Genomic DNA, 18895 nt, shown 5'->3' on the forward strand with positions numbered 1-18895 from the left:
GATTTCAAGGACCTGCATGAACGCCAACACCCAAGCCCCCTGCGACGAGCTGCTGCTGGACAACCAGGTCTGCTTCGCCCTGCATTCGACGTCGCTGCTGATGACCAAGGTCTACAAGCCCCTGCTGCAGGCGCTGGGCCTGACCTACCCGCAATACCTGGCCATGCTGGTGCTGTGGGAGCAGGACGGCCTGACCGTGGGCGAGATCAGCCAGCACCTGCTCACCGACCCCGGCTCGCTCACCCCGCTGCTCAAGCGCCTGGAAAGCGAAGGGCTGCTCAAGCGCACCCGTAGCCGCGAAGACGAACGGGTGGTGCTGGTACAACTGACCGACAAGGGCCGCGCCCTGCAGCAGCAAGCCCGGGAGGTGCCGCGCTGCATCCTCAAGGCCAGCGGCCGTACGGTCGAGCAACTGGCCAAGCTGCAGGCAGAACTGATCGAACTGCGCGCGAACCTGCAAAAAAACCTTTGACGACTATGCTGGGTGGTGGCCGTTCGGACAAATGGCCGAACATTTAACTTGCGCGCAAACTAATTGCGCGCTAAGTTTAATCCCGTACCCACCCAGCGCCCCTTCCATCAACGGGCGCACAGCATATGAACGAGGCTCAAGATGCAAAAGGTCACTCCGCTGTACATCGCAGAAGCCACCTCCACTGGCGGCCGCGACGGTAAATCCCGCTCCAGCGACGGCAAGCTGGAAGTCAAGCTGAGCACCCCTAAAGAGCTGGGCGGCGCTGGCGGTGACGGCACCAACCCCGAGCAGATGTTTGCCGCCGGCTACTCGGCCTGCTTCATCGGCGCCCTGAAGTTCGTCGCCGGCCAGGAGAAAAAGGCCCTGCCGGCCGATGCCTCGATCACCGCCAAGGTGGGTATCGGGCAGATTCCCGGTGGCTTCGGCCTGGACATCGACCTGCACATCAACCTGCCGGGCCTGGCCCAGGCCGATGCCGAAGGGCTGGTGGAGAAGGCGCACAAGGTCTGCCCTTACTCCAACGCTACCCGCGGCAATGTGGATGTGCGCTTGCATGTGACTGTCTGAGGACGCCATCGCGGGGCAAGTCGCAACGGCGCACCGCCGCCCCCACGTGGGAGCGGGCTTGCCCCGCGATGAAGGCGACACGGTTTCACAGGCACAAAAAAACCCGGCCGAGGCCGGGTTTTTCGTGCTCATCGCAAGAAGAATTACTTCTTGGAACGGCCCTTGAAGCTGTTGTCGCGAGTGTCGATGTCGATCCACTCGTCGATCTGGATGAAGTCGGCAACCGAGATCTCGGTACCGTTCTTCAGCTTGGCAGGCTTCATGACCTTGCCCGAGGTGTCGCCGCGAGCAGCGTTCTCGGTGTAGACAACCTGACGGCTGATGGTGGTCGGCAGTTCTACCGATACCAGGCGGCCTTCGAAGAACACGGCTTCGCAGATGTCTTCCATGCCTTCTTCGATGTACGGCAGAACGGCGTCGATGTCTTCGGCGTTCAGTTCGTACATGGTGTAGTCGGTGGTGTCCATGAAGGTGTACGAGTCACCGCTGATGAACGACAGGGTCGCTTCTTTGCGATCCAGGATCACGTCGTCCAGCTTGTCGTCCGCACCGTATACGGTTTCGGTCTTGTAGCCGGTCAGCAGGTTCTTCAGCTTGGTCTTCATGATCGCGCTGTTACGGCCCGACTTGGTGAACTCAGCTTTCTGAACCAGCCACGGGTCGTTATCGATCCGCAGTACGGTACCGGGTTTCAGCTCTTTACCAGTTTTCATTACGAAGTATCCGAATCTGGATGGATTTATAAAAATCGAGGCCGCGTATCATAGCGAATTTCGGTAAAACTGTACCAGTCTCGTGGCGAGGTCCGGCCGAGCGGCCTGTTCGGCGCACCACTGGCGGGCATGCGCGCACACTTCAGTCCAGTGCGGCTGCAGCCTTTGCCAGGCCTGCCCCATCGGCTGATCCATGTTCCAGGCACGCCACATCGCGGTCAGCGCCTGGCCAGCGGCGTCCGACAGGTCGCGGCGGTAAATGGCCAGGAAGGCTTCGAGTTTTTCCCAGTGGGCGTTCTCTTCCTGGACGTAGATGTGCCACAGCATCGGCACGCCGGCCCACTGCGCGCGCACGAACGAATCCTCGCCGCGCACGGCGTTGAAGTCGCAGCTCCACAGCAGCCTGTCGTAATCGTCCTGGCTGACGAACGGCAGCACCTGCACGGTCAAGGCGCCGCGCCGATGCAACGCCCCCACGGGCAGCGCAGGCTCGCCCAGCCAGCGGCCCAGGTCACCCAGGATGCGCCCCTGCGGCACCAGCAGGTGAACCGGCTGCGCATCGGCCGCCAGCACATCGAGCCAGTTGCACAACTGCGGGTTCTCGTAGGCGAACAGTGAAATCAGTCGCGCGCCGTCCTCGGGCACAACGCCTAACCCGGCGAGGAAGCTCGCGCGCTCGAACGCCTCGCGACGTGGCAGCAATGAGCGTTCGCGCAGCAGGCCACCGGTTTTTTCGGTGAAGCCCGGGAAGAAGAAGATCTTGCGCAGCCCGTTGGCCTGCGGCGAAGGCAGCCCATGGCAACCCTCGACCCAGTCTTCGGCACTGAGGTAGTCCAGGTTCAGCCACAAAGGTGGCTTGGGCTGGCGGGCCATGGCCTCGACGAACTGCGGCGGCAACTGGCAGGCAAAGGCCCCGATCACCACCTGGGCAGGCTCTGCGCCCTGCCATTCGGCAGCCCAGCGGCGCACCTCGACGCCCTCCTGCCATTGCTGCTCGGCCTTGCAGTCCAGCGCCGGGCACAGGCGGGCGAAGGACTGCAGGTCATCCACCCACAGCCGCACGCCCTGCCCATGCTCGGCCACCAGCTGGCGGGCCAGGCGCCAGGTCACGCCGATGTCGCCATAGTTGTCGACGACCGTGCAGAAGATGTCCCAGGTGGTTTTCATCGCCACGTCCCGTTACCTGCAAAAAAGACCGCGGATTCTGCGCACAAATGCGCGCCGACAAAAGCGCCGCGCTAAAAAAACCTGCCACGCCATGCGACAATGCCGCCATCGATCCGCCCTGCCAGGAGGCCGCCATGCCCCGCTCCCGCGAACTGAAGATCACCCTCAAACCCGTGCAACTGATCCTGTGCGTCGCCTTCGGCCTGTGGCTGGGGGCCGTGGCCATTGTCCTGAGCCTATGGCTGGCGCTGCGCCTGTGGCCGGAACAGGTGCAGCCGGTGGCCCAGGCGGTCGCCCCGGCCATCGTCCAGCCGGCGCCCGCCAGCGCGCCCGCGCAACCGGTGGATGCCCAGGCGCAGATGTTCGAACGCTACAAGGACATCCTGCACCAGCAGCAATTGCAACAGGCGGCCGAAACCGCCCAGGGCAGCCCGCGCAACCTGAACAACCCCAAGTGCCAGTTCTGGCTGCAGCAGAACCGCACCGCGCCGACCGACAAGAGCCAGGCCAACGTGCTGGAGTTCTGCTACTGAGATGAACAAGACCAGCCTGCTGCAGCGCATCATCGCCACCCTCGAGCACGACATGGAAGTGCTGCGCCAGGCGGCCCAGACTGCCTACGAGACGGCCACCGCCGAAGAGAACATCGCCGAGAACAAGTACGATACCCTGGGGCTGGAGGCGTCCTATCTCGCCACTGGCCAGGCCCGGCGCACCGCCGAGATCCGCCAGGCGCTGCTGACTTATCAGCAACTGGTGCTGCGCGACTATGACCCGGCGCGGGGCATCCAGATCGGCTGCCTGGTAACGCTGGAAGATGAAGACGGCCACCAGCGCCTGTTGTTCCTCGGGCCGGAGGGGGCCGGGCTGAAGATTGGCGAAGGTGATGCCCTGGTGACGGTGATCACCCCGCGTGCGCCGCTGGGGCAACAACTGCTGGGCAAGAAGCTGGATGACGAGGTGAGCCTGGTGGTGAATGGCGTCGTGCAGGTGCAATTCATTGTCGGCGTTGCCTGATCCATCGCCATCGCGGGGCAAGCCCGCTCCCACGATACTGAATTGCCCCAGAAAAGCTGGACAGATCAGCTAGCGGATTGGTGTCCAACTTCTTGGGGGCAGTCCAGTATCGTGGGAGCGGGCTTGCCCCGCGATGGTCATTGCAACGCGTTGAACCGCCCCGCCAAGCCCTGTTCGGCAAACTGCTCCACCACAAAATTGATGAACGCCCGGGTCTTGCCCGGCAACAGCTTGTGTTCGGCGTAATACAGGCTGATGTTGCCATCGTCCACGTACCAGTCCGGCAGCACCCGCTGCAGCCTGCCCTCGGTCAGGTACGGCAAGGCAAACGGCAAACTCACCAGGGCAATTCCCAGCCCCTGCCCGGCCACGGCGCAGGCGGCATCGGAGTCGCTCATGGTCATGCTCTGCGGCAATTGCAGCGGGCACTGCTCCTGCCAACGGCTGGTCAGCGGCCAGGCCCGCACGCGGCCGGTCTGCGGCGAGCGGATCAGGATGCCTTCATGCTGCGCCAGCGCACTGGGATGCTCGATCGGCGGGCGCCGCTGCAGGTACGCCGGCGCGGCCACCAGCACCCGGTGCGCCGGGGTCAGCTTGCGCGCCACCACCCCCAGCGGCAGCTCGAAACCACCGCCGATGGCGGCATCGAAGCCCTGCCCGATCAGGTCGACCTGGCGGTTGTCGAAATGCCAGTCCGGGGTGATCGCCGGGTAACGCCGCAAGAACTCCCCCAGTAGCGGCAGCACATACAGCCGCCCGAACACCGTGCCCATGCTCACCCGCAGCACACCCGCCGGCTGGCCCTCGGCGCTGGCCAGGTTGGCCATGGCGTACTGGATGGTGCGTAAGCTGTCACTGACTTCCCCCAGAAATCGTTGCCCCGCCTCGGTCAGGGTCAGCTTGCGGGTACTACGCTGGAACAACCGCACGCCCAGGCGCGCTTCCAACTGGGCGACGTTCTTGCCGACCGCCGCCGGGGTCAGCGACAGGCGCCGGGCAGCTTCGGCAAAGCTGCCTACTTCAGCGCTGCGAACAAAGCATTCAAGGTGACTGAACGATTCCATGGCTTGGATTCTCAACCAACGGTTTACTCTGATGATCGTAATTACCATCTTATCAGTGGGTAATCATCGGTCGATACTGCGCCCATCCAAGGCAACCTGCCTTGCTTGAATACTGGAGATCAGCATGTCCCAAGCACTTCCCCTGAGCGGCAAAGTGGCCCTGGTCCAGGGCGGTTCCCGTGGCATCGGCGCGGCCATCGTGCGCCGCCTGGCCCGCGACGGCGCCAAGGTGGCCTTCACCTATGTCAGCTCCGCCGCCACCGCCGAAGCCCTGGCCGGCGAGATCAACAACACGGGCGGCCAGGCCCTGGCCCTGCGCGCCGACAGCGCCGAGGCCGCTGCCGTGCAGCAGGCCGTGGCCGACACGGTCAAGGCCTTCGGTGGGCTCGACATCCTGGTCAACAATGCCGGCGTGCTGGCGGTGGCGCCGGTGGCCGAGTTCGACCTGGCCGATTTCGACCGCATCCTGGCGGTCAATGTGCGCAGCGTGTTCGTCGCCACCCAGGCGGCGGCGAAACACATGGGCCAGGGTGGGCGGGTCATCAACATCGGCAGCACCAACGCCGAGCGCATGCCGTTTGCCGGCGGCGCGCCCTATGCCATGAGCAAGTCGGCGCTGGTCGGCCTGACCAAAGGCCTGGCCCGTGACCTGGGGCCGCAGGGCATCACCGTGAACAACGTGCAGCCAGGGCCGGTGGACACCGACATGAACCCGGCCAGCGGAGAGTTCGCCGACAGTCTGATCCCGCTGATGGCCATCGGGCGCTATGGACATGTGGAGGAGATCGCCAGCTTCGTGGCCTATCTGGCAGGGCCGGAGGCGGGGTACATCACCGGCGCCAGCTTGACGGCCGATGGTGGCTTCGCGGCCTGAGACACGCTTCGCCTGGCAGGCCTCATCGCTGGCAAGCCAGCTCCCACAGGGATCAGGCAATACACTGTGGGAGCCGGCTTGCCGGCGATGGGGCCAGCACAGGCAGCCACAGACTCAGCCATCTGTACCCAGGCTCTGCTCCATTACCTGCAGAAACGCCCGCGCCGCCGGCGTCGGGCTGGGCGACCACACCGCATACAAATGCCGTACCGGCGCATCCAGCAACGGCACCACCGCCACCCCGGCAAAACCCCGGGCGATCCGCTCCGGCACCAGCCCCACGGCCATGCCGCGCTGGACGAACTTTTCCACCAGGCGAATATGGCCGATCTCGAACTGCACCCGATGCACCAACCCCGCCGCCTGGAATGCTTCGTCGGTCTGCCGGCGCGCGCCAGTGCCTTCGGGGAAGTCCACCAGCACCTCGGCGGCCAGGTCCGCCAGGGCCAGCTGCGCCCTGCCCGCCAAGGCATGCGTGGGCGGCAGCACCGCCACCAGTTCCTCACGCGCCAGCAGGCGATGCTGCACGCCCTGCAGCACCTCGCCCTGCCACAAACCAACAAACCCCACGTCCAGGCGCCGCTCGCACACGTCAGCCATCAACAGTTCGCTCTTGGCGGTCAGCCAGCGCACGTCCACATCCGGGTGGCGGCGATGGAACTCCGCCAGCAGGTCGACCAGGTCGAGTGCGGTAAGCGAACTGATTTCGCCGATCGACAGGCGCCCGCGCACCTGGCCACAGGCGGCGGCCACGTCATCGGCAACGCGCCTGGCGGCCTCCAGCGCCGGCCGGGCACTGAGCACGAAGGCTTCACCGGCGTGGGTCAGGCGTACCCGCCGCGAGCTGCGCTCGAACAGGCTTACCCCCAGTTGGGCCTCCAGCCGCGCCACCTGGTGGCTGAGCGCCGACTGCACCACATGGCAGCGCTCGGCAGCGCGGGTGAAACTGCCGGTGTCGGCCACCGCCAGGGCGTATTCGAGCTGCTTGAGATTCATCGATCTATCTGCTTTTTAGATGGACATGCTGAAAACTATACATTGGCGTCATGCCAGACACTTCCTGATACTTGTTGCCATCCCACCTTGCCTGCCACGAGACAACCATGAACGCCCCCACTCTCAGCCGCGCCCTGATCCTGCTGATGGCCACCGCCACCGGGCTGGCCGTGGCCAGCAACTACTACGCCCAACCGCTGTTGCACAGCATCGCCGAACAGTTCGGCCTCAGCACCGCCGGCGCCGGCACCATCGTCATCGCCGCCCAGCTCAGCTATGGCGCCGGCCTGTTGTTGCTGGCACCGCTGGGTGACCTGTTCGAACAGCGCCGGCTGATCGTGACCATGGTGCTGATCGCCACCGCCGGCCTGGTCATCAGCGCCTGCGCGCCGAGCCTGCCCTGGCTGATCCTCGGCACCGCGCTGACCGGGCTGTTCTCGGTGGTGGCGCAGATCCTGGTGCCGATGGCCGCCGCCCTCAGCGCCCCGGACCAGCGCGGTCGCGCCGTGGGCACGCTGATGAGCGGCCTGCTGCTGGGCATTTTGCTGGCACGCACCGCCGCCGGCTTCATGGCCGAGCTGGGCGGCTGGCGCAGCATCTACGTACTGGCTGCTGTGCTGATGGCAATCACCGCCCTCGCCCTCTACCGCAGCCTGCCACAGCACCACAGCCACGCCGGGCTCAAGTACCCGGCGCTGATCGGCTCGGTGTTCCGCCTGTTCATCGAAGAGCCGGTACTGCGTTTGCGTTCACTGCTGGGCTTGCTGGCGTTCAGCCTGTTCGCGCTGTTCTGGACACCGTTGGCGTTCCTGCTGAGCAACCCGCCGTACCACTATTCCGACGCAGTGATCGGCCTGTTCGGCCTGGCCGGTGCGGCCGGGGCGCTGGCAGCCAACTGGGCCGGGCGCCTGGCCGACCGCGGCAAGGGTTCGCTGGGCACCACGGTGGGCCTGGTGGCGCTGCTGCTGTCGTGGCTGCCGCTGGGCTTTGCGCAAAGCTCGCTGGCGGCGCTGCTGCTGGGCGTGCTGCTGCTGGACCTGGCGGTGCAGCTGGTGCACGTGAGCAACCAGAATGCGGTGATCGTGCTGCGCCCTGAAGCGCGTACACGGCTCAATGCCGGCTACATCACCTGCTATTTCATCGGCGGCGCGCTGGGCTCGTTGCTGGGGACGCAGTTGTTCCAGTCGTACGGCTGGAACGGGATCGTCGCCGCCGGGGTGGTGATCGGCGCCGTGGCGCTGGTTGTGTGGGGGTTGGCGGAGCGCAGGCGCGGGAAGCTGGTCGTAACAGCCTGAAAATACAACGCAGGCTTAAGGGGCAGCGTAATTCGTGTGGGAGCGGGTTTACCGGAGTGCCGGACCACCGCGAAACAGGCAGCACGGTGGATGGCACCGGCTGCGCCGGTGTTCGCGGGCAAGCCCGCTCCCACAGGGATCGCGCTAGCTTTAGCAGTTGAGCAAGACAGTTGCTCCTACAAGGGTTTGTGCATGGCCTGGAGTCAGCCTGACTTGCCTACGCCAAACGCCTCATCCACCCGCGCCAGCTGCGTCTCGCTCAACACCCCCGCCTGGTAGTGCAGCTTGATCCAGGCCAGCAGGTAGTCATACCGCGCCTGGGCCAGGTCGCGGCGGGTGGTGGCCAGCTGTTGCTCGGCATTGAGCACATCCAGGTTGACCCGCTCGCCGCCCTGCACGCTCTTGCGCGTCGACACCACCAACGCCTCGGCCGCCACCTGCGCACGCTCGTAGGCACGCAGCCGGCTGGCCCCGGACTGACAGGCGTTGTACTGCCTGCGCAGCTCGATCAGGGCGCTGCGGGTAGTGCCGTCCATGGCATATTCGGCCTGCTCCAGCTGCCGACTGGCCTGGCGGGTCGAGGCCGAGACGGCGCCACCGGCGAAGATCGGCACGCTGACCTCGATGCCGACGGTGTTGGTGTCGTAGCGCTGGTTGTAGGTGTTGCCGCTGTCCGACTCCTGGCGCCGCGAGGTGGCGAACGCGGTGACCCTGGGCAGGTGCCCGGCACGGTTGCGTTCCACCTCCTGACGCGCCACTTCCACCGCCTGACGCGACGATGCCAGCTGTGGATTGTTGGCCACGGCCCGCTCCTGCCAGGCCTCATAGCCGCTCGGCTCGACCGGCGGCAGGACGAAACCGGCTTGCAGCGGCGCCAGGTCCTCGACCCGCACCGCAGGCTCGCCGATCAACGCGCCCAGCTCGCGCAGCGCGGCATCCTGCTCGTTGCGCGCCTGGATCTCCTCGGCATCGGCCAACTCGAAACGGGCCTGGGCTTCGAGGATATCGGTGCGAGTGCCTTCACCGGCATCGAACAGCCGTTGGTTCTGCTGGAACTGCTGGCGGTAGGCCTGTTTGCTGGCCACGCTGATGGCGATCTGGTCCTGGGCGAACAGCGCCTTGGTGTAGCTGGTCATCACCCGCACCAACAGTTGCTGGCTCTGATCGCGGAAGTTCTCGTCGGCATACAGCGCCTGGGCCACGCCCTTGCGGTAGCTCGAATAGGCCTGGTAATCGAACAAGGGCTGCTGCAGGGTGAAGCTCGAACCCATGCTGTTGTAGTTGCGGTCCTCGGTCTGGCGCCGCGAATCCCCCAGGTAGGACACCTCGGAATCGTTGCGGCCGCGGTTGTAGTTGTACGACAGGTTCGGCAGCAGCCCGGCGCGGCCGATGTCACGGTAGGCCTGACCGGCTTCGTGTTCCTTGAAAGCGGCCAGGTAGGTCGGGTCGCGGCGCAGCGCCTGCTCGTAGACCTGGAACGGCCCCATGGCCGCCTGCGCGGCCGACGGCAGCCAGGCGCAGGCCGCCAGCAGCCCGATCAATTGCAGCTTGTTCACTCGCAGTCCTTATTGTTCGGTCAAGGCGCTGCCTGCACGGTCGAGCAGGGGCTTGAACAGGTAGTTGAGCAACGAGCGTTCGCCAGTACGTACGAACAGCTCGGCGGGCATGCCCGGGCGGATCGACAGCCCTTGCAGGCGTGCCAGCGCCGCGTCGCTGACGCTGCTACGCAGTACGTAATACGGCTGGCCGGTGCGCTCGTCGATCAGTTGGTCGGCCGACACCAGCGCCACTTCGCCGGTCACCCTGGGCGTGCGGTTCTGGTTGAACGCGGTGAACAGGATGTCCACCGGCAGCTGTGGCGCCACCTTGTCCACCAGGTTGACCGGCAGGCGCCCTTCCACCTCCAGCGCGGTGCCCTGGGGGACGATTTCCAGCAAGGTGTCACCGGCACGCACCACCGCGCCCTCGGTGTGCACACCCAGGTTCACCGCGATGCCGTCGGCCGGGGCGAGGATCTCGCTGTGCTGCAGGTCGAAACGCGCGGAATTGAGCTGCTGTTCGAGGGTCGCCGCTTTCACCTGGGCCTCGGCCAGCTGGCTGCGCACTTCTTTCTGGTACTCCTCGCGGCGCTGCTGCAGGTTGAGCCGCGCCTCGACGATCACCTGTTCAAGCCGTGCGCTTTCGCCTGCGTTCTGCGCCAGGTCACGCTGCACCTGCGACAGCTGGCGCTGGTACTCCAGCACCCGGTTGCGCGGGATGTAACCCTCGCCGGCCAGCGGCCGCAGGCTGTCCAACTGCTCGCGCAACGAATCGGCCTGGGCCTGCAGGTCGCCGCGGGCGCGGCGCATGCCGGCCAACTGGCCCTGGGAGCCATCGATGCTGGCGGCCAGGGCGCCCTGCTCGCGGGCCAGGGCCTGGCGCCGGCTGTCGAACAACTGGCGCTGGCCTTCGAGGATCAGCCCCAGCCTGGGGTCGGCATCGGCGCTGAGCTCGGCGGGAAACTGCAACTGGCCAAGGTTGTCGCGCTCGCTCTGCCAGCGCGCCAGGCTGGCGCGGCTCATGCGGTACTGGGCCTGCAGCGCGTCGACATCGGCCTGCACCTGGGTGCGGTCGAGGCGAAACAGCGGCTCGCCCTGGCGCACCTGCTGGCCTTCGCTGACCAGGATCCGGCTGACCACGCCGGCCGCCATGGACTGCACCGCCTTGCGCTTGCCCGACACCACCACCGTGCCTTGCACCGGCACGCCCTGGTCGAGCGGCGCCATGCTGGCCCAGGCCATGAATCCGCCAAAGCCGACCAGGGTCAGCAGCCAACCCAGGCGCACATGGAAACGCGTATCGCGCTCATGCCGGCTCATGCGCCACCTCCAGCCTGCAAGGGGCGTTGCGCCGGGCCTTGGCCGAGGGCGTGGAGAATGTCGCGGGCCGGGCCGAAGCCCTGCATGCGTCCTTCGTTGAGCACCAGCAGTTTGTCGGCCTGGGCCAGTGCCGCGCTGCGGTGCGTGACCAGCACCACGGTGCGGCCCTGGGCCTTGAGCTGCATCAGGGCGCTGGCCAGGGCGGCTTCGCCTGGGCTGTCGAGGTTGGAGTTGGGCTCGTCGAGTACGATCAGGCAGGGGTTGCCATACAGCGCGCGGGCCAGGGCAATGCGTTGCTTCTGCCCGCCGGACAGGTCGGCGCCCGCCTCGCCCAGGCGGGTGTCGTAGCCTTGGGGCAAGCGCAGGATCAGCTCATGCACCCCAGCCAGGCGAGCGGCTTCGACCACTTTCTGGCCGTCCAGCTCGCCGAAGCGGGCGATGTTCTCGGCAATGCTGCCGCGCAGCAGCTCGATGTTCTGTGGCAGGTAGCCAATGTGCGGGCCAAGGGCCTCACGGTCCCATTGCTTGAGCTCGGCGCCATCCAGGCGTACATGCCCGGCCAGGCTCGGCCACACCCCAACCAGCACCTTGGCCAGGGTCGACTTGCCCGAGCCCGAGGCCCCGAGCACGCCCAGCAGTTCACCCGGTGCCAGGCTGAAGCTCACCTGCGCCAGCGTGGCCAGGTTGCGCCCGGGCGGACCGGCGCTGAGCTGCTCCACCGCCAGGGCACCGGTGGGTGCCGGCAACGGCATGGGCGCCGGTGGCTCGGGGTGATCGTGCAACAAGCTGCCCAGGCGCTGGTAGGCCAGCTGGGCGCCGCTCCACTGCTTCCACACCGCGATCAGCTGGTCTATCGGGCTCAGCACCCGGCCCATGAGGATGGAACCGGCGATCATCATGCCGGGTGTCATCTGCCCCTCTATCACCAACAATGCGCCCAGGCCCAGTACCAGCGATTGCAGGCACAGGCGCAGGCCCTTGCTGCTGGCGGTTATCACCGCCGAGGTGTCGCTGGCGCGGTTCTGCAGGTCGAGGAAGCGCCCATGCAGGGCGAACCAGCGCTGGCGCAGGGCGCCGAGCATGCCCATGGCCTGGATGCTTTCGGCACTCTGCAGTTGGCTCGCGGCCAGCATGGTCGATTGCTGCTGGACGTTGCTGGCCTCGGCCAGGGTGGCATGGGTCAGGCGCTCGTTGAGCACGGCCAGGCCGACCAACAGCAATGCGCCGACCGTGGCCATCACCCCGAGCCACACATTGAACAGGTAGATCACCGCCAGGTAGAGGGGAAACCAGGGGGCATCGAAGAAGGCGAACAACGCAGGCCCGGTGACGAACTGGCGCAGTTGGGTGAGGTCGTTCAACGCTTGCCCGGCAGCGCCGTCACGCTGGCGCAAGTTACGCTCGAAGGCGGCGCGATACACACTCAGGTTGAAACTTTTCTCCAACTGGTTACCCACGCGGATAACAATGAAACTGCGCACCGCCTCGAGCGCACCGATATATACGAAAAAGCCGACGACCATCAAGGTCAGCATCCACAAGGTTGTGGTGTTCTGCGAACTCAGTACACGGTCGTACACTTGCAACATATAAATGGAAGGTACCAGCATCAATACATTGATCAGTGCGGTAAAACAGCCAACGCTGATCAAGGTCGACTTGTAATTGCCGAGCGCCGCCCACAAGGGTGCCCCGGGCTTTTGGCTCGGTTGTTTCATGTTTCGCCCTTATTGGCCCGGCACTTCAAAGTGCCGGGCGGGGGTTATGGGTGCTGGCGTTCGAGTATCAGCGGCGTACCGTCCGGAGCGGTCCAGCCATAGCGCAGGGCGCCCTCGCGGCTGAAGTGCACCACGCTGCTGCCGTCCCCACCCACCAGGGCCAGGGTGTCCGGGGTTACCAGCCAACTGCCGGGGCGCAGGCCGATCAGCTGCGCGACACAATCCAGATCGCCGCCCAGCGCGCCTTCGTTGGCGTCGAGGCGCAGTTCACAGGCCTGCGCTTGCTGGCGTTCAGGGTAAAGCTGCCAACGCCCGGCCAATTGCGAGGGGTTGGGGAGTAACAGGCTGCTGGCCATACTGACCTCGGTCATCACCATCAGGGGGATCGCCCACAAGGCGATCATTGGTTTGCATACAGGCATGCGTCAACCTCAGCTCAAAAAGGGGCGGCGCGCACACGCCGCCCCCTCTTGCATCAGACCACGATGTCGGTGACAGCGGCCTGGCCAACGGTGGTCACCAGGAAATCGCCGAGGCTGTTTCCGGTGAAGTCGATGGTCAGGCTGCCCAGGTTGGTGGCCTGGTCGTAGCTCAGGATCGCCTCGCCGGCATGGCCGGTGAAGGCGTTGACGAACTGCAGCGGCAGCTTGTCCACGGCGAAGGCGGCCATGCCCGACAGGTCGATCTTGTCCTGGCCACTGGTGAAGTCCATGATCCGGTCCGGTGCCGCCTTGGCCGAATCACTGACCGCGCCGAACACGAAGGTGTCCGCGCCGGCGCCACCCCACAGGGTATCGGCACCGCCACCGCCGTAGATGATGTCGTTGCCGGCGCCGCCCTTGAGCAGGTTGGCCACGGCATTGCCGATCAGCAGGTCGTTGCCCGAACCGCCGAAGGCATTTTCCACGGTGACGCCCTTGGCGATGGACACGTTGCCGACCATGCCACCCACGTCGGAGAACGACGCCTCGTTGAGGTTGATCTTCTGGTTCTGGGTGAAACCGGAGAAGTCCAGGGTGTCGTTGCCGCCACCGTCCCACACCGCGAACACCACCTTCGACGACGCCGAAGTGGCCGAGTAGAAGTCGCGATCGGCCGTGGAGTTGAAGCCATACACCGTGTCGCCCGAGCGGGTCGCGTAGTTGGCGCCGTAGAGCTTCTGGATCGCCGCGATATCGTCCAGCAGCGGCGCCGAGGCGTAATACTGCCCGCCGCCCTTGACGAAGTTCTGCGCGGTGTTGCTCTCGCTCCAGTAGCTCATGACGCTGTAGCCGCGGGTGTCCTGGGCGTAGGTGGCGTCGCGGTAGGTCGGGTTGCCATTGCCGGCGTTGTAGTCGCCGGGGTGGGACAGCCCGAGCACGTGGCCGATTTCGTGGGTGAGGGTCTGGCGCCCGTAGTTGCCGGTGCCCGGGGTGGTGTTGACCTGGTAGCCGCTGTTGATCAGGTACCAGGATTCACCCTTGTGCGAGCCCGGCTGGTCGAACGGCAGGTAGGCGAAGGCCGCGCCGCCGTCGTTGGCGCTGTAGTTGCCGAAGGTCATGTGACCGTCGCCGCCCGACGCCGCCTCGGTGAAGGTCACCTTGGCCACGTCCGCCCAGGACTGCATGGCGAGCTTGGCCTGATCCTTCTGCAGGCTGCTGAACTGGCTGAAGCTGCCCAGTTCGCGGCTGTAGAAGTCCGACGGCGCGCGGTTGAGGAAGGTGTAGGTGAGGCTGATGGTGCCGTCCTTGTTCAGGTCTTTCCAGGCCGCACCATCGCGCAGGATGAAATCGGCCGCCTGGTCGACGGTGTAGGACGGTTTGCCGTTGATGTTGGCGCCGCCGCGATCGTACTGATGGGCGAAACGGTCTATCACACCGGCGGAGGCACTCGGCCCTTGCGGTTGTAACGCAGAAGCGGCCGAAACACTGGCATTAACTTGGACTTTCGACATGCAGGTTACTTCCTTGTTTACAAACAAGCAGTTGATGTCAGACAGGACTCTCCCACTTGGCGAGTTCATCCTGTCACTCGCCCTTATGAGGCGCAAAAAAACTGACACATAACGAAACTTTCTGTCCAGCGTTTTCTGACAGGATTTTTTCGTTTGTGAACAACAGCACTGCTATGCCGTTATTTGCGCAAACTGTTATTACCCCGGTAAACCCGGATAAAACCATGAGTCCCATTAATGACTCGGTGGTTTTTATTCATCCGCCCGAAGTTTACTTATGAAAATGCGACCACTTGATGTTCATTCGAAGCATCATTTCGTTTAGGCGCTTTACTGCGCGACAACCGGCCACACGACCCTCCGTCGCCTGGCCGTTGACTTGCACGCGCCCTCGGCGCTCATTAGGCGTTGGTCAAAAGCCCTTTCCCGACAGGACGACACGATGACAAGACTCACGGTGCAATCCGGCGATTTCTTGCAAGGTGAAGGCGAGTATCGCAACGGAGCGCTCACACTCAAGACCCCGCGCAGCCCCTCGCCTGGCGAGCGCATTTCCCTCACACGCATCCAGGAGCTGAAACTGGCCAACCTGGAATCGACCCGCAGCCTGGGCGGCGCCCTGGGTTGGGGCATGGCCGGGGCACTGGTGGCCGGGCCGGTCGGCCTGCTCGCCGGCCTGCTGCTGGGTGGCAAGGAGGACGAAGTGACCTTCATCGCCACCTTCAAGGATGGCCGCAAGCTGCTGGCCATCACCGATGGCAAGACCTGGTCGAAGATCGACGACAACTGGCGTCGGCATCAACGGCCGGTCGCCGCCTGAATTCCCCCCGGCTCATACGTTTTCTCCCTGAGTGCCTGCGTTTGCAGGCACTTGCTCGTGCGCGCCTGTTAACATGGCGCCCTTTTGCATCCGCCTGACCGGCGCAACACCGGCGGGCTTCCCCTGCCCGACACCTGCCCTGCCGACCGCCGCCGACCGATAACGGCGACGTCGGTATTTTCAAGGAGCCCCGCATGACCCCGCTTCGCCCCCGCCTGCCCCTTGGCCTGCTCGGCCTCGGCCTTGCCCTGCACAGCGCCCATGCCCTGGCAGCAGACAGCGTGACCCTGGCGCCGGTAAAGGTCACCGAGGTGTACGGCAGCGATGGCTACCAGGCCCGCGAGGCGCAGGTCGGCGGGCTGCACAATGCTCCGCTGCTCGATACCCCGGCGGCGGTCAGCGTGTTCAGCCGCCAGCTGCTCGACGACCGCCAGGTGCGCAAACTGAGCGAAGTGATGCAGAGCGACGCCTCGGTGGGTGAAAGCTATGCGCCGGTCGGTTACTACGAGAACTTCAACGTGCGCGGTTTCGAGCTCAATGCCGCCAGCAGTTACCGGATCAACGGCCAGACCATCGCCGGTGAGCAGAACGTGGCACTGGAAAACAAACAGCAGGTCGAGCTGCTCAAGGGGCTGTCGGGGCTGCAAAGCGGCGTGTCGGAGCCTGGCGGGCTGGTCAACTACGTGACCAAGCGCACGGAAGACGTTCGCACGCTCAGCGTTTCCACCAATGAACAGGGTGAACGCTACCTGGCCACCGACCTGGGCGGCTGGTTCGGCGCCGAGCGCCAGTTTGGCCTGCGCGTCAACCTGGCCCATGAAGACATCCGCAGCTATGTCGACCATGCCGACGGCAAGCGCGACTTCGCTTCGCTGGCCGCCGACTGGCAGATCAACCCCGACGCCGTGCTGGAGCTGGACGCCGAATACCAGCACCGCGAGCAGTACTCGGTGCCGGGCTACCAACTGCTGGGCGGCAGCCAACTGCCGCACAACGTCGACCCCAAGGACCACCTGGCCTGGCAGCAGTGGGCCAAGCCGGTGCAGAACGACTCGCTGAACCTGGGCGGGCGCTTCAAGTACCGCTTCAACGATGACTGGAACGGCACCTTGAGCGCGTCGCGCAGCAAGGTGGTGATCGATGACTACAGCGCGTTTGCCTGGGGCTCCAGTGAGGGCGCGTTCTTTGCCAGCAACGGCGACTACGACATCTACGATTTCCGCAGCCCCGACGACACCCGGCGCACCGACGAGGCCCAGGCCATGCTCGATGGCCGCTTCGAAGCGTTCGGCGTAGGCCATGAGCTGACGGTGGGTGCCAGCGCACAGCGCCGCACCCTCGACCAGCGCTCGTACTACAACGAGTGGCTGGGCACGGGCAACATCTACACCGGCGCACCGGCGCTGGCACCATCCGACAGGCCCATCGGCGACAGCGAACGCCGCCTGGACAGCCGCCAGTACGGCCTGTTTGTCAGCGATCGCATCACCTTCAACGAACACTGGCAGACCGTCATTGGCGCTCGCGAAGTGCGCCTGGACGAGAAGACCTGGGATGAAAACGGTATCGCCGGCCGGCATACCCGGCAGTACCAGTTGCTGCCCAATGCGGCGCTGATCTACAAGCCGCAGCCTGACACCACGCTGTACGCCAGCTACTCCAAAGGCCTTTCCAGTGGCGGCACGGCGCCGTGGTTCGCCAGCAACGCCGCCGAGATCCTCGCCCCCACCCTGTCGCGCCAGCTGGAAGTGGGCATCAAGCGCGATTGGCAGGGCATGAGCTTCAGTGCCGCGCTGTTCCAGATCCGCCAGGCCTACCAGTACGCACAGCCGCAGGACGACGGCACTTTCACCTACGTGCAGCAGGGCCAGCAGAAGAACACTGGCCTGGAACTGGGCGCCAGCGGCTGGGTGACCTCGAAGCTGCAGCTTCAGGCCAGTGCCGCGGCAATCCGCGCCCGGGTGCAGGACAGCGGCACCGACGCCTACGAGGGCCATCAGGCGATCAACGTGCCACGCGTGCGCGCCGCGCTGCACGCCGACTACGCCCTGCCCGTGCCGGGCCTGGCACTGCTCGGCGGCGCGCGCTACAGCGCCAGCAAGTACGCCAGCCAAGCCGGCAACGTCGAAGTCGGCGGTTACACCGTGTTCGACATCGGCAGCCGCTACAGCACCCGCATCGGCGGCTACGACACGGTGCTGCGCCTGACCGTGGACAACGTATTCGACAAGCGCTACTGGCGCGACGTGGGCGATTACCTGGGGGACAACTACCTGTTCCAGGGCGCGTCGCGCACGGCACGGTTGTCGGCGTCGGTGAGCTTCTGAACCTGGGCTCACGCCCGCACTATCTTCAGGTAGATCGCATTGCGATAAGGATCGAAGTACAGTGCACTGCCGGCCACTCCGGTGGCTGGCACCAGCCGCCGCATGTCATCACGGGTTCTTAGCACGAGGCGCCAGTTCATGAACGCCTCCATGTAGCCGCGCCCCCAATTGTCCTGGGTGAAGTTGGCCACCAGCACCGTCCCTCCGGGCGCTGTACGCTCGACGAGCACCTTGGTCAGGGCGGCGGCCTGGGGCTCGTCAAGATAGTCATACAGGCCTGCGGAATAGACAAAGTCGAAGCCACACAGCTCCTGCTGCTCGCCTAGCGCTTGTGCGGCCAGCTTCTTGGGCTTGATATGCCCGGGCAGTGTCCGGCCAATGACCTCGAGGCTTTCGTCATCCTGGTCCAGCACGTCGTATCGGGAGATGGCCAGCATCGCTTCGTTGCTGAGTAGCAGCCCCTCACGACAATGACCACACGCCACTCCGAGCACGGACAATGTCTTGCGCTGGCGGACCTCTGCATTGATCAGGCTCGCGATATGCTCGCGTCGCCAGCGCACGCTCGCGGCATTGGGGCTGTCGGTCAGGAACGCGAACACCTGCTGGCCTATATCGCTGCAAGGACTGGGCGGTTCGCGAAAATACATATAGTCCATCATGACCGCGTCCCCGGCGTAGCCTCGCGGCCGTTCACGCGCACGCCGGGTAAAAGGATCCTCCAGCAGCAGGCTATCCAGACGATGCTGCCGGCATGCTGGCAGGACGCCCTTCGCCCAAGCGTTATCGGGCAGCGTCAGGCGAAACTCGGTCAGCCCTTCAACCAGGCTGGCCATCCCTCGCTCGTACCAACCTCGCTGAAGCTCGGCAAAACGCGCGTCAAGAAACGCCGTGATCGCGGACATGGGGCACCTCCTGGAGCTTGCAGCGTCCAGAAACACATGCCCCACGCTAGCGCCAGGGCCTAACCTTTCCAACTGGCAAAAATATCAGTGCCCTTTGCCCAGGCATGGCCGGCGGCGCAAAACAAAAAGCCCCCGAACCTTTCGATTCGGGGGCTTCTCGTAGAAT

At 65.1% G+C, this 18895-nt stretch carries 18 protein-coding genes; 8 read left to right on the top strand and 10 right to left on the bottom strand.

Annotated elements, in window-relative coordinates:
- Positions 1-16 precede the first annotated feature (16 nt).
- Both F6X61_RS12570 and F6X61_RS12575 read left to right on the top strand, forming a co-directional pair.
- Positions 17-472: a MarR family winged helix-turn-helix transcriptional regulator gene (locus F6X61_RS12570; RefSeq protein ID WP_153786886.1), complete on the top strand. Its 456-nt coding sequence runs from the start codon at positions 17-19 to the stop codon at positions 470-472.
- A gap of 141 nt (positions 473-613) precedes the next feature.
- A complete protein-coding gene (locus tag F6X61_RS12575; RefSeq protein WP_023632623.1) occupies positions 614-1042 on the top strand; it encodes an organic hydroperoxide resistance protein in 429 nt (142 codons plus the stop codon).
- 143 nt (positions 1043-1185) lie between these two features.
- Here the strand turns inward: F6X61_RS12575 and efp are convergent, their stop codons facing one another.
- The gene (efp, locus tag F6X61_RS12580) at positions 1186-1755 is read right to left on the bottom strand and encodes an elongation factor P (RefSeq protein ID WP_060483780.1); all 570 of its coding nucleotides are present in this window, start codon (positions 1753-1755) and stop codon (positions 1186-1188) included.
- 48 nt (positions 1756-1803) lie between these two features.
- Positions 1804-2922 (bottom strand): elongation factor P maturation arginine rhamnosyltransferase EarP, encoded by a 1119-nt coding sequence (gene earP, locus F6X61_RS12585; RefSeq protein ID WP_153786887.1) that lies wholly within the window; start codon positions 2920-2922, stop codon positions 1804-1806.
- Between the two features lie 134 nt (positions 2923-3056).
- On the opposite strand from earP, the gene F6X61_RS12590 reads away from it, so the two are divergent.
- Positions 3057-3455 (top strand): hypothetical protein, encoded by a 399-nt coding sequence (locus F6X61_RS12590; RefSeq protein WP_153786888.1) that lies wholly within the window; start codon positions 3057-3059, stop codon positions 3453-3455.
- 1 nt (position 3456) lies between these two features.
- Positions 3457-3939: a GreA/GreB family elongation factor gene (locus F6X61_RS12595; protein ID WP_153786889.1), complete on the top strand. Its 483-nt coding sequence runs from the start codon at positions 3457-3459 to the stop codon at positions 3937-3939.
- A gap of 137 nt (positions 3940-4076) precedes the next feature.
- On the opposite strand, the gene F6X61_RS12600 is transcribed toward F6X61_RS12595, so the two are convergent.
- A complete protein-coding gene (locus F6X61_RS12600) occupies positions 4077-5003 on the bottom strand; it encodes a LysR family transcriptional regulator (RefSeq protein ID WP_153786890.1) in 927 nt (308 codons plus the stop codon).
- A gap of 124 nt (positions 5004-5127) precedes the next feature.
- On the opposite strand from F6X61_RS12600, the gene F6X61_RS12605 reads away from it, so the two are divergent.
- Positions 5128-5877 carry a 3-oxoacyl-ACP reductase family protein gene (locus tag F6X61_RS12605; protein WP_153786891.1) on the top strand — a complete coding sequence of 250 codons (750 nt, stop codon included), beginning with the start codon at positions 5128-5130 and terminating at the stop codon, positions 5875-5877.
- Positions 5878-5991: 114 nt separating this feature from the next.
- Here F6X61_RS12605 and F6X61_RS12610 read toward each other — a convergent pair whose 3' ends face one another.
- Positions 5992-6873 (bottom strand): LysR substrate-binding domain-containing protein, encoded by an 882-nt coding sequence (locus F6X61_RS12610; protein WP_153786892.1) that lies wholly within the window; start codon positions 6871-6873, stop codon positions 5992-5994.
- Between the two features lie 107 nt (positions 6874-6980).
- On the opposite strand from F6X61_RS12610, the gene F6X61_RS12615 reads away from it, so the two are divergent.
- Positions 6981-8168, top strand: coding sequence for an MFS transporter (locus F6X61_RS12615; protein WP_153786893.1), 1188 nt, complete (start codon positions 6981-6983; stop codon positions 8166-8168).
- A gap of 203 nt (positions 8169-8371) precedes the next feature.
- On the opposite strand, the gene F6X61_RS12620 is transcribed toward F6X61_RS12615, so the two are convergent.
- The 5 genes from F6X61_RS12620 to F6X61_RS12640 are packed head-to-tail and all read right to left on the bottom strand — an operon-like array spanning position 8372 to position 14677.
- Positions 8372-9724, bottom strand: a complete 1353-nt coding sequence (locus F6X61_RS12620; RefSeq protein WP_371923697.1) for a TolC family outer membrane protein — start codon at positions 9722-9724, stop codon at positions 8372-8374.
- A gap of 9 nt (positions 9725-9733) precedes the next feature.
- Positions 9734-11026 (bottom strand): HlyD family type I secretion periplasmic adaptor subunit, encoded by a 1293-nt coding sequence (locus F6X61_RS12625; RefSeq protein WP_153786894.1) that lies wholly within the window; start codon positions 11024-11026, stop codon positions 9734-9736.
- The gene (locus F6X61_RS12630; RefSeq protein ID WP_153786895.1) at positions 11023-12744 is read right to left on the bottom strand and encodes a type I secretion system permease/ATPase; all 1722 of its coding nucleotides are present in this window, start codon (positions 12742-12744) and stop codon (positions 11023-11025) included. The genes F6X61_RS12625 and F6X61_RS12630 overlap by 4 nt, the downstream gene beginning before the upstream one ends.
- Before the next feature lie 44 nt (positions 12745-12788).
- Complete coding sequence (locus F6X61_RS12635) at positions 12789-13166, bottom strand: AprI/Inh family metalloprotease inhibitor (RefSeq protein ID WP_153786896.1); 378 nt, start codon at positions 13164-13166, stop codon at positions 12789-12791.
- A gap of 53 nt (positions 13167-13219) precedes the next feature.
- On the bottom strand, positions 13220-14677 hold the full coding sequence (locus tag F6X61_RS12640) for a serralysin family metalloprotease (protein WP_153786897.1): 1458 nt from the start codon (positions 14675-14677) through the stop codon (positions 13220-13222).
- A gap of 442 nt (positions 14678-15119) precedes the next feature.
- Between F6X61_RS12640 and F6X61_RS12645 the strand changes: the two genes are divergently transcribed.
- Both F6X61_RS12645 and F6X61_RS12650 read left to right on the top strand, forming a co-directional pair.
- A complete protein-coding gene (locus tag F6X61_RS12645) occupies positions 15120-15497 on the top strand; it encodes a hypothetical protein (RefSeq protein ID WP_125463173.1) in 378 nt (125 codons plus the stop codon).
- A 194-nt stretch (positions 15498-15691) separates the two neighbouring features.
- Positions 15692-17824: a TonB-dependent siderophore receptor gene (locus tag F6X61_RS12650; RefSeq protein WP_153786898.1), complete on the top strand. Its 2133-nt coding sequence runs from the start codon at positions 15692-15694 to the stop codon at positions 17822-17824.
- 8 nt (positions 17825-17832) lie between these two features.
- Here the strand turns inward: F6X61_RS12650 and F6X61_RS12655 are convergent, their stop codons facing one another.
- Positions 17833-18729, bottom strand: coding sequence for a hypothetical protein (locus tag F6X61_RS12655; protein WP_153786899.1), 897 nt, complete (start codon positions 18727-18729; stop codon positions 17833-17835).
- Positions 18730-18895: the final 166 nt, after the last annotated feature.

It is taken from the genome of Pseudomonas sp. EMN2 (assembly GCF_009650555.1).
Lineage (GTDB): Bacteria > Pseudomonadota > Gammaproteobacteria > Pseudomonadales > Pseudomonadaceae > Aquipseudomonas > Aquipseudomonas sichuanensis.

Coding starts and splice junctions, on each gene's coding strand:
- F6X61_RS12570 (WP_153786886.1), top strand. CDS start 17: ATGAACGCCAACACCCAAGCCCCCTGCGACGAGCTGCTGCTGGACAAC.
- F6X61_RS12575 (WP_023632623.1), top strand. CDS start 614: ATGCAAAAGGTCACTCCGCTGTACATCGCAGAAGCCACCTCCACTGGC.
- efp (WP_060483780.1), bottom strand. CDS start 1,755: ATGAAAACTGGTAAAGAGCTGAAACCCGGTACCGTACTGCGGATCGAT.
- earP (WP_153786887.1), bottom strand. CDS start 2,922: ATGAAAACCACCTGGGACATCTTCTGCACGGTCGTCGACAACTATGGC.
- F6X61_RS12590 (WP_153786888.1), top strand. CDS start 3,057: ATGCCCCGCTCCCGCGAACTGAAGATCACCCTCAAACCCGTGCAACTG.
- F6X61_RS12595 (WP_153786889.1), top strand. CDS start 3,457: ATGAACAAGACCAGCCTGCTGCAGCGCATCATCGCCACCCTCGAGCAC.
- F6X61_RS12600 (WP_153786890.1), bottom strand. CDS start 5,003: ATGGAATCGTTCAGTCACCTTGAATGCTTTGTTCGCAGCGCTGAAGTA.
- F6X61_RS12605 (WP_153786891.1), top strand. CDS start 5,128: ATGTCCCAAGCACTTCCCCTGAGCGGCAAAGTGGCCCTGGTCCAGGGC.
- F6X61_RS12610 (WP_153786892.1), bottom strand. CDS start 6,873: ATGAATCTCAAGCAGCTCGAATACGCCCTGGCGGTGGCCGACACCGGC.
- F6X61_RS12615 (WP_153786893.1), top strand. CDS start 6,981: ATGAACGCCCCCACTCTCAGCCGCGCCCTGATCCTGCTGATGGCCACC.
- F6X61_RS12625 (WP_153786894.1), bottom strand. CDS start 11,026: ATGAGCCGGCATGAGCGCGATACGCGTTTCCATGTGCGCCTGGGTTGG.
- F6X61_RS12630 (WP_153786895.1), bottom strand. CDS start 12,744: ATGAAACAACCGAGCCAAAAGCCCGGGGCACCCTTGTGGGCGGCGCTC.
- F6X61_RS12635 (WP_153786896.1), bottom strand. CDS start 13,166: ATGCCTGTATGCAAACCAATGATCGCCTTGTGGGCGATCCCCCTGATG.
- F6X61_RS12640 (WP_153786897.1), bottom strand. CDS start 14,677: ATGTCGAAAGTCCAAGTTAATGCCAGTGTTTCGGCCGCTTCTGCGTTA.
- F6X61_RS12645 (WP_125463173.1), top strand. CDS start 15,120: ATGACAAGACTCACGGTGCAATCCGGCGATTTCTTGCAAGGTGAAGGC.
- F6X61_RS12650 (WP_153786898.1), top strand. CDS start 15,692: ATGACCCCGCTTCGCCCCCGCCTGCCCCTTGGCCTGCTCGGCCTCGGC.
- F6X61_RS12655 (WP_153786899.1), bottom strand. CDS start 18,729: ATGTCCGCGATCACGGCGTTTCTTGACGCGCGTTTTGCCGAGCTTCAG.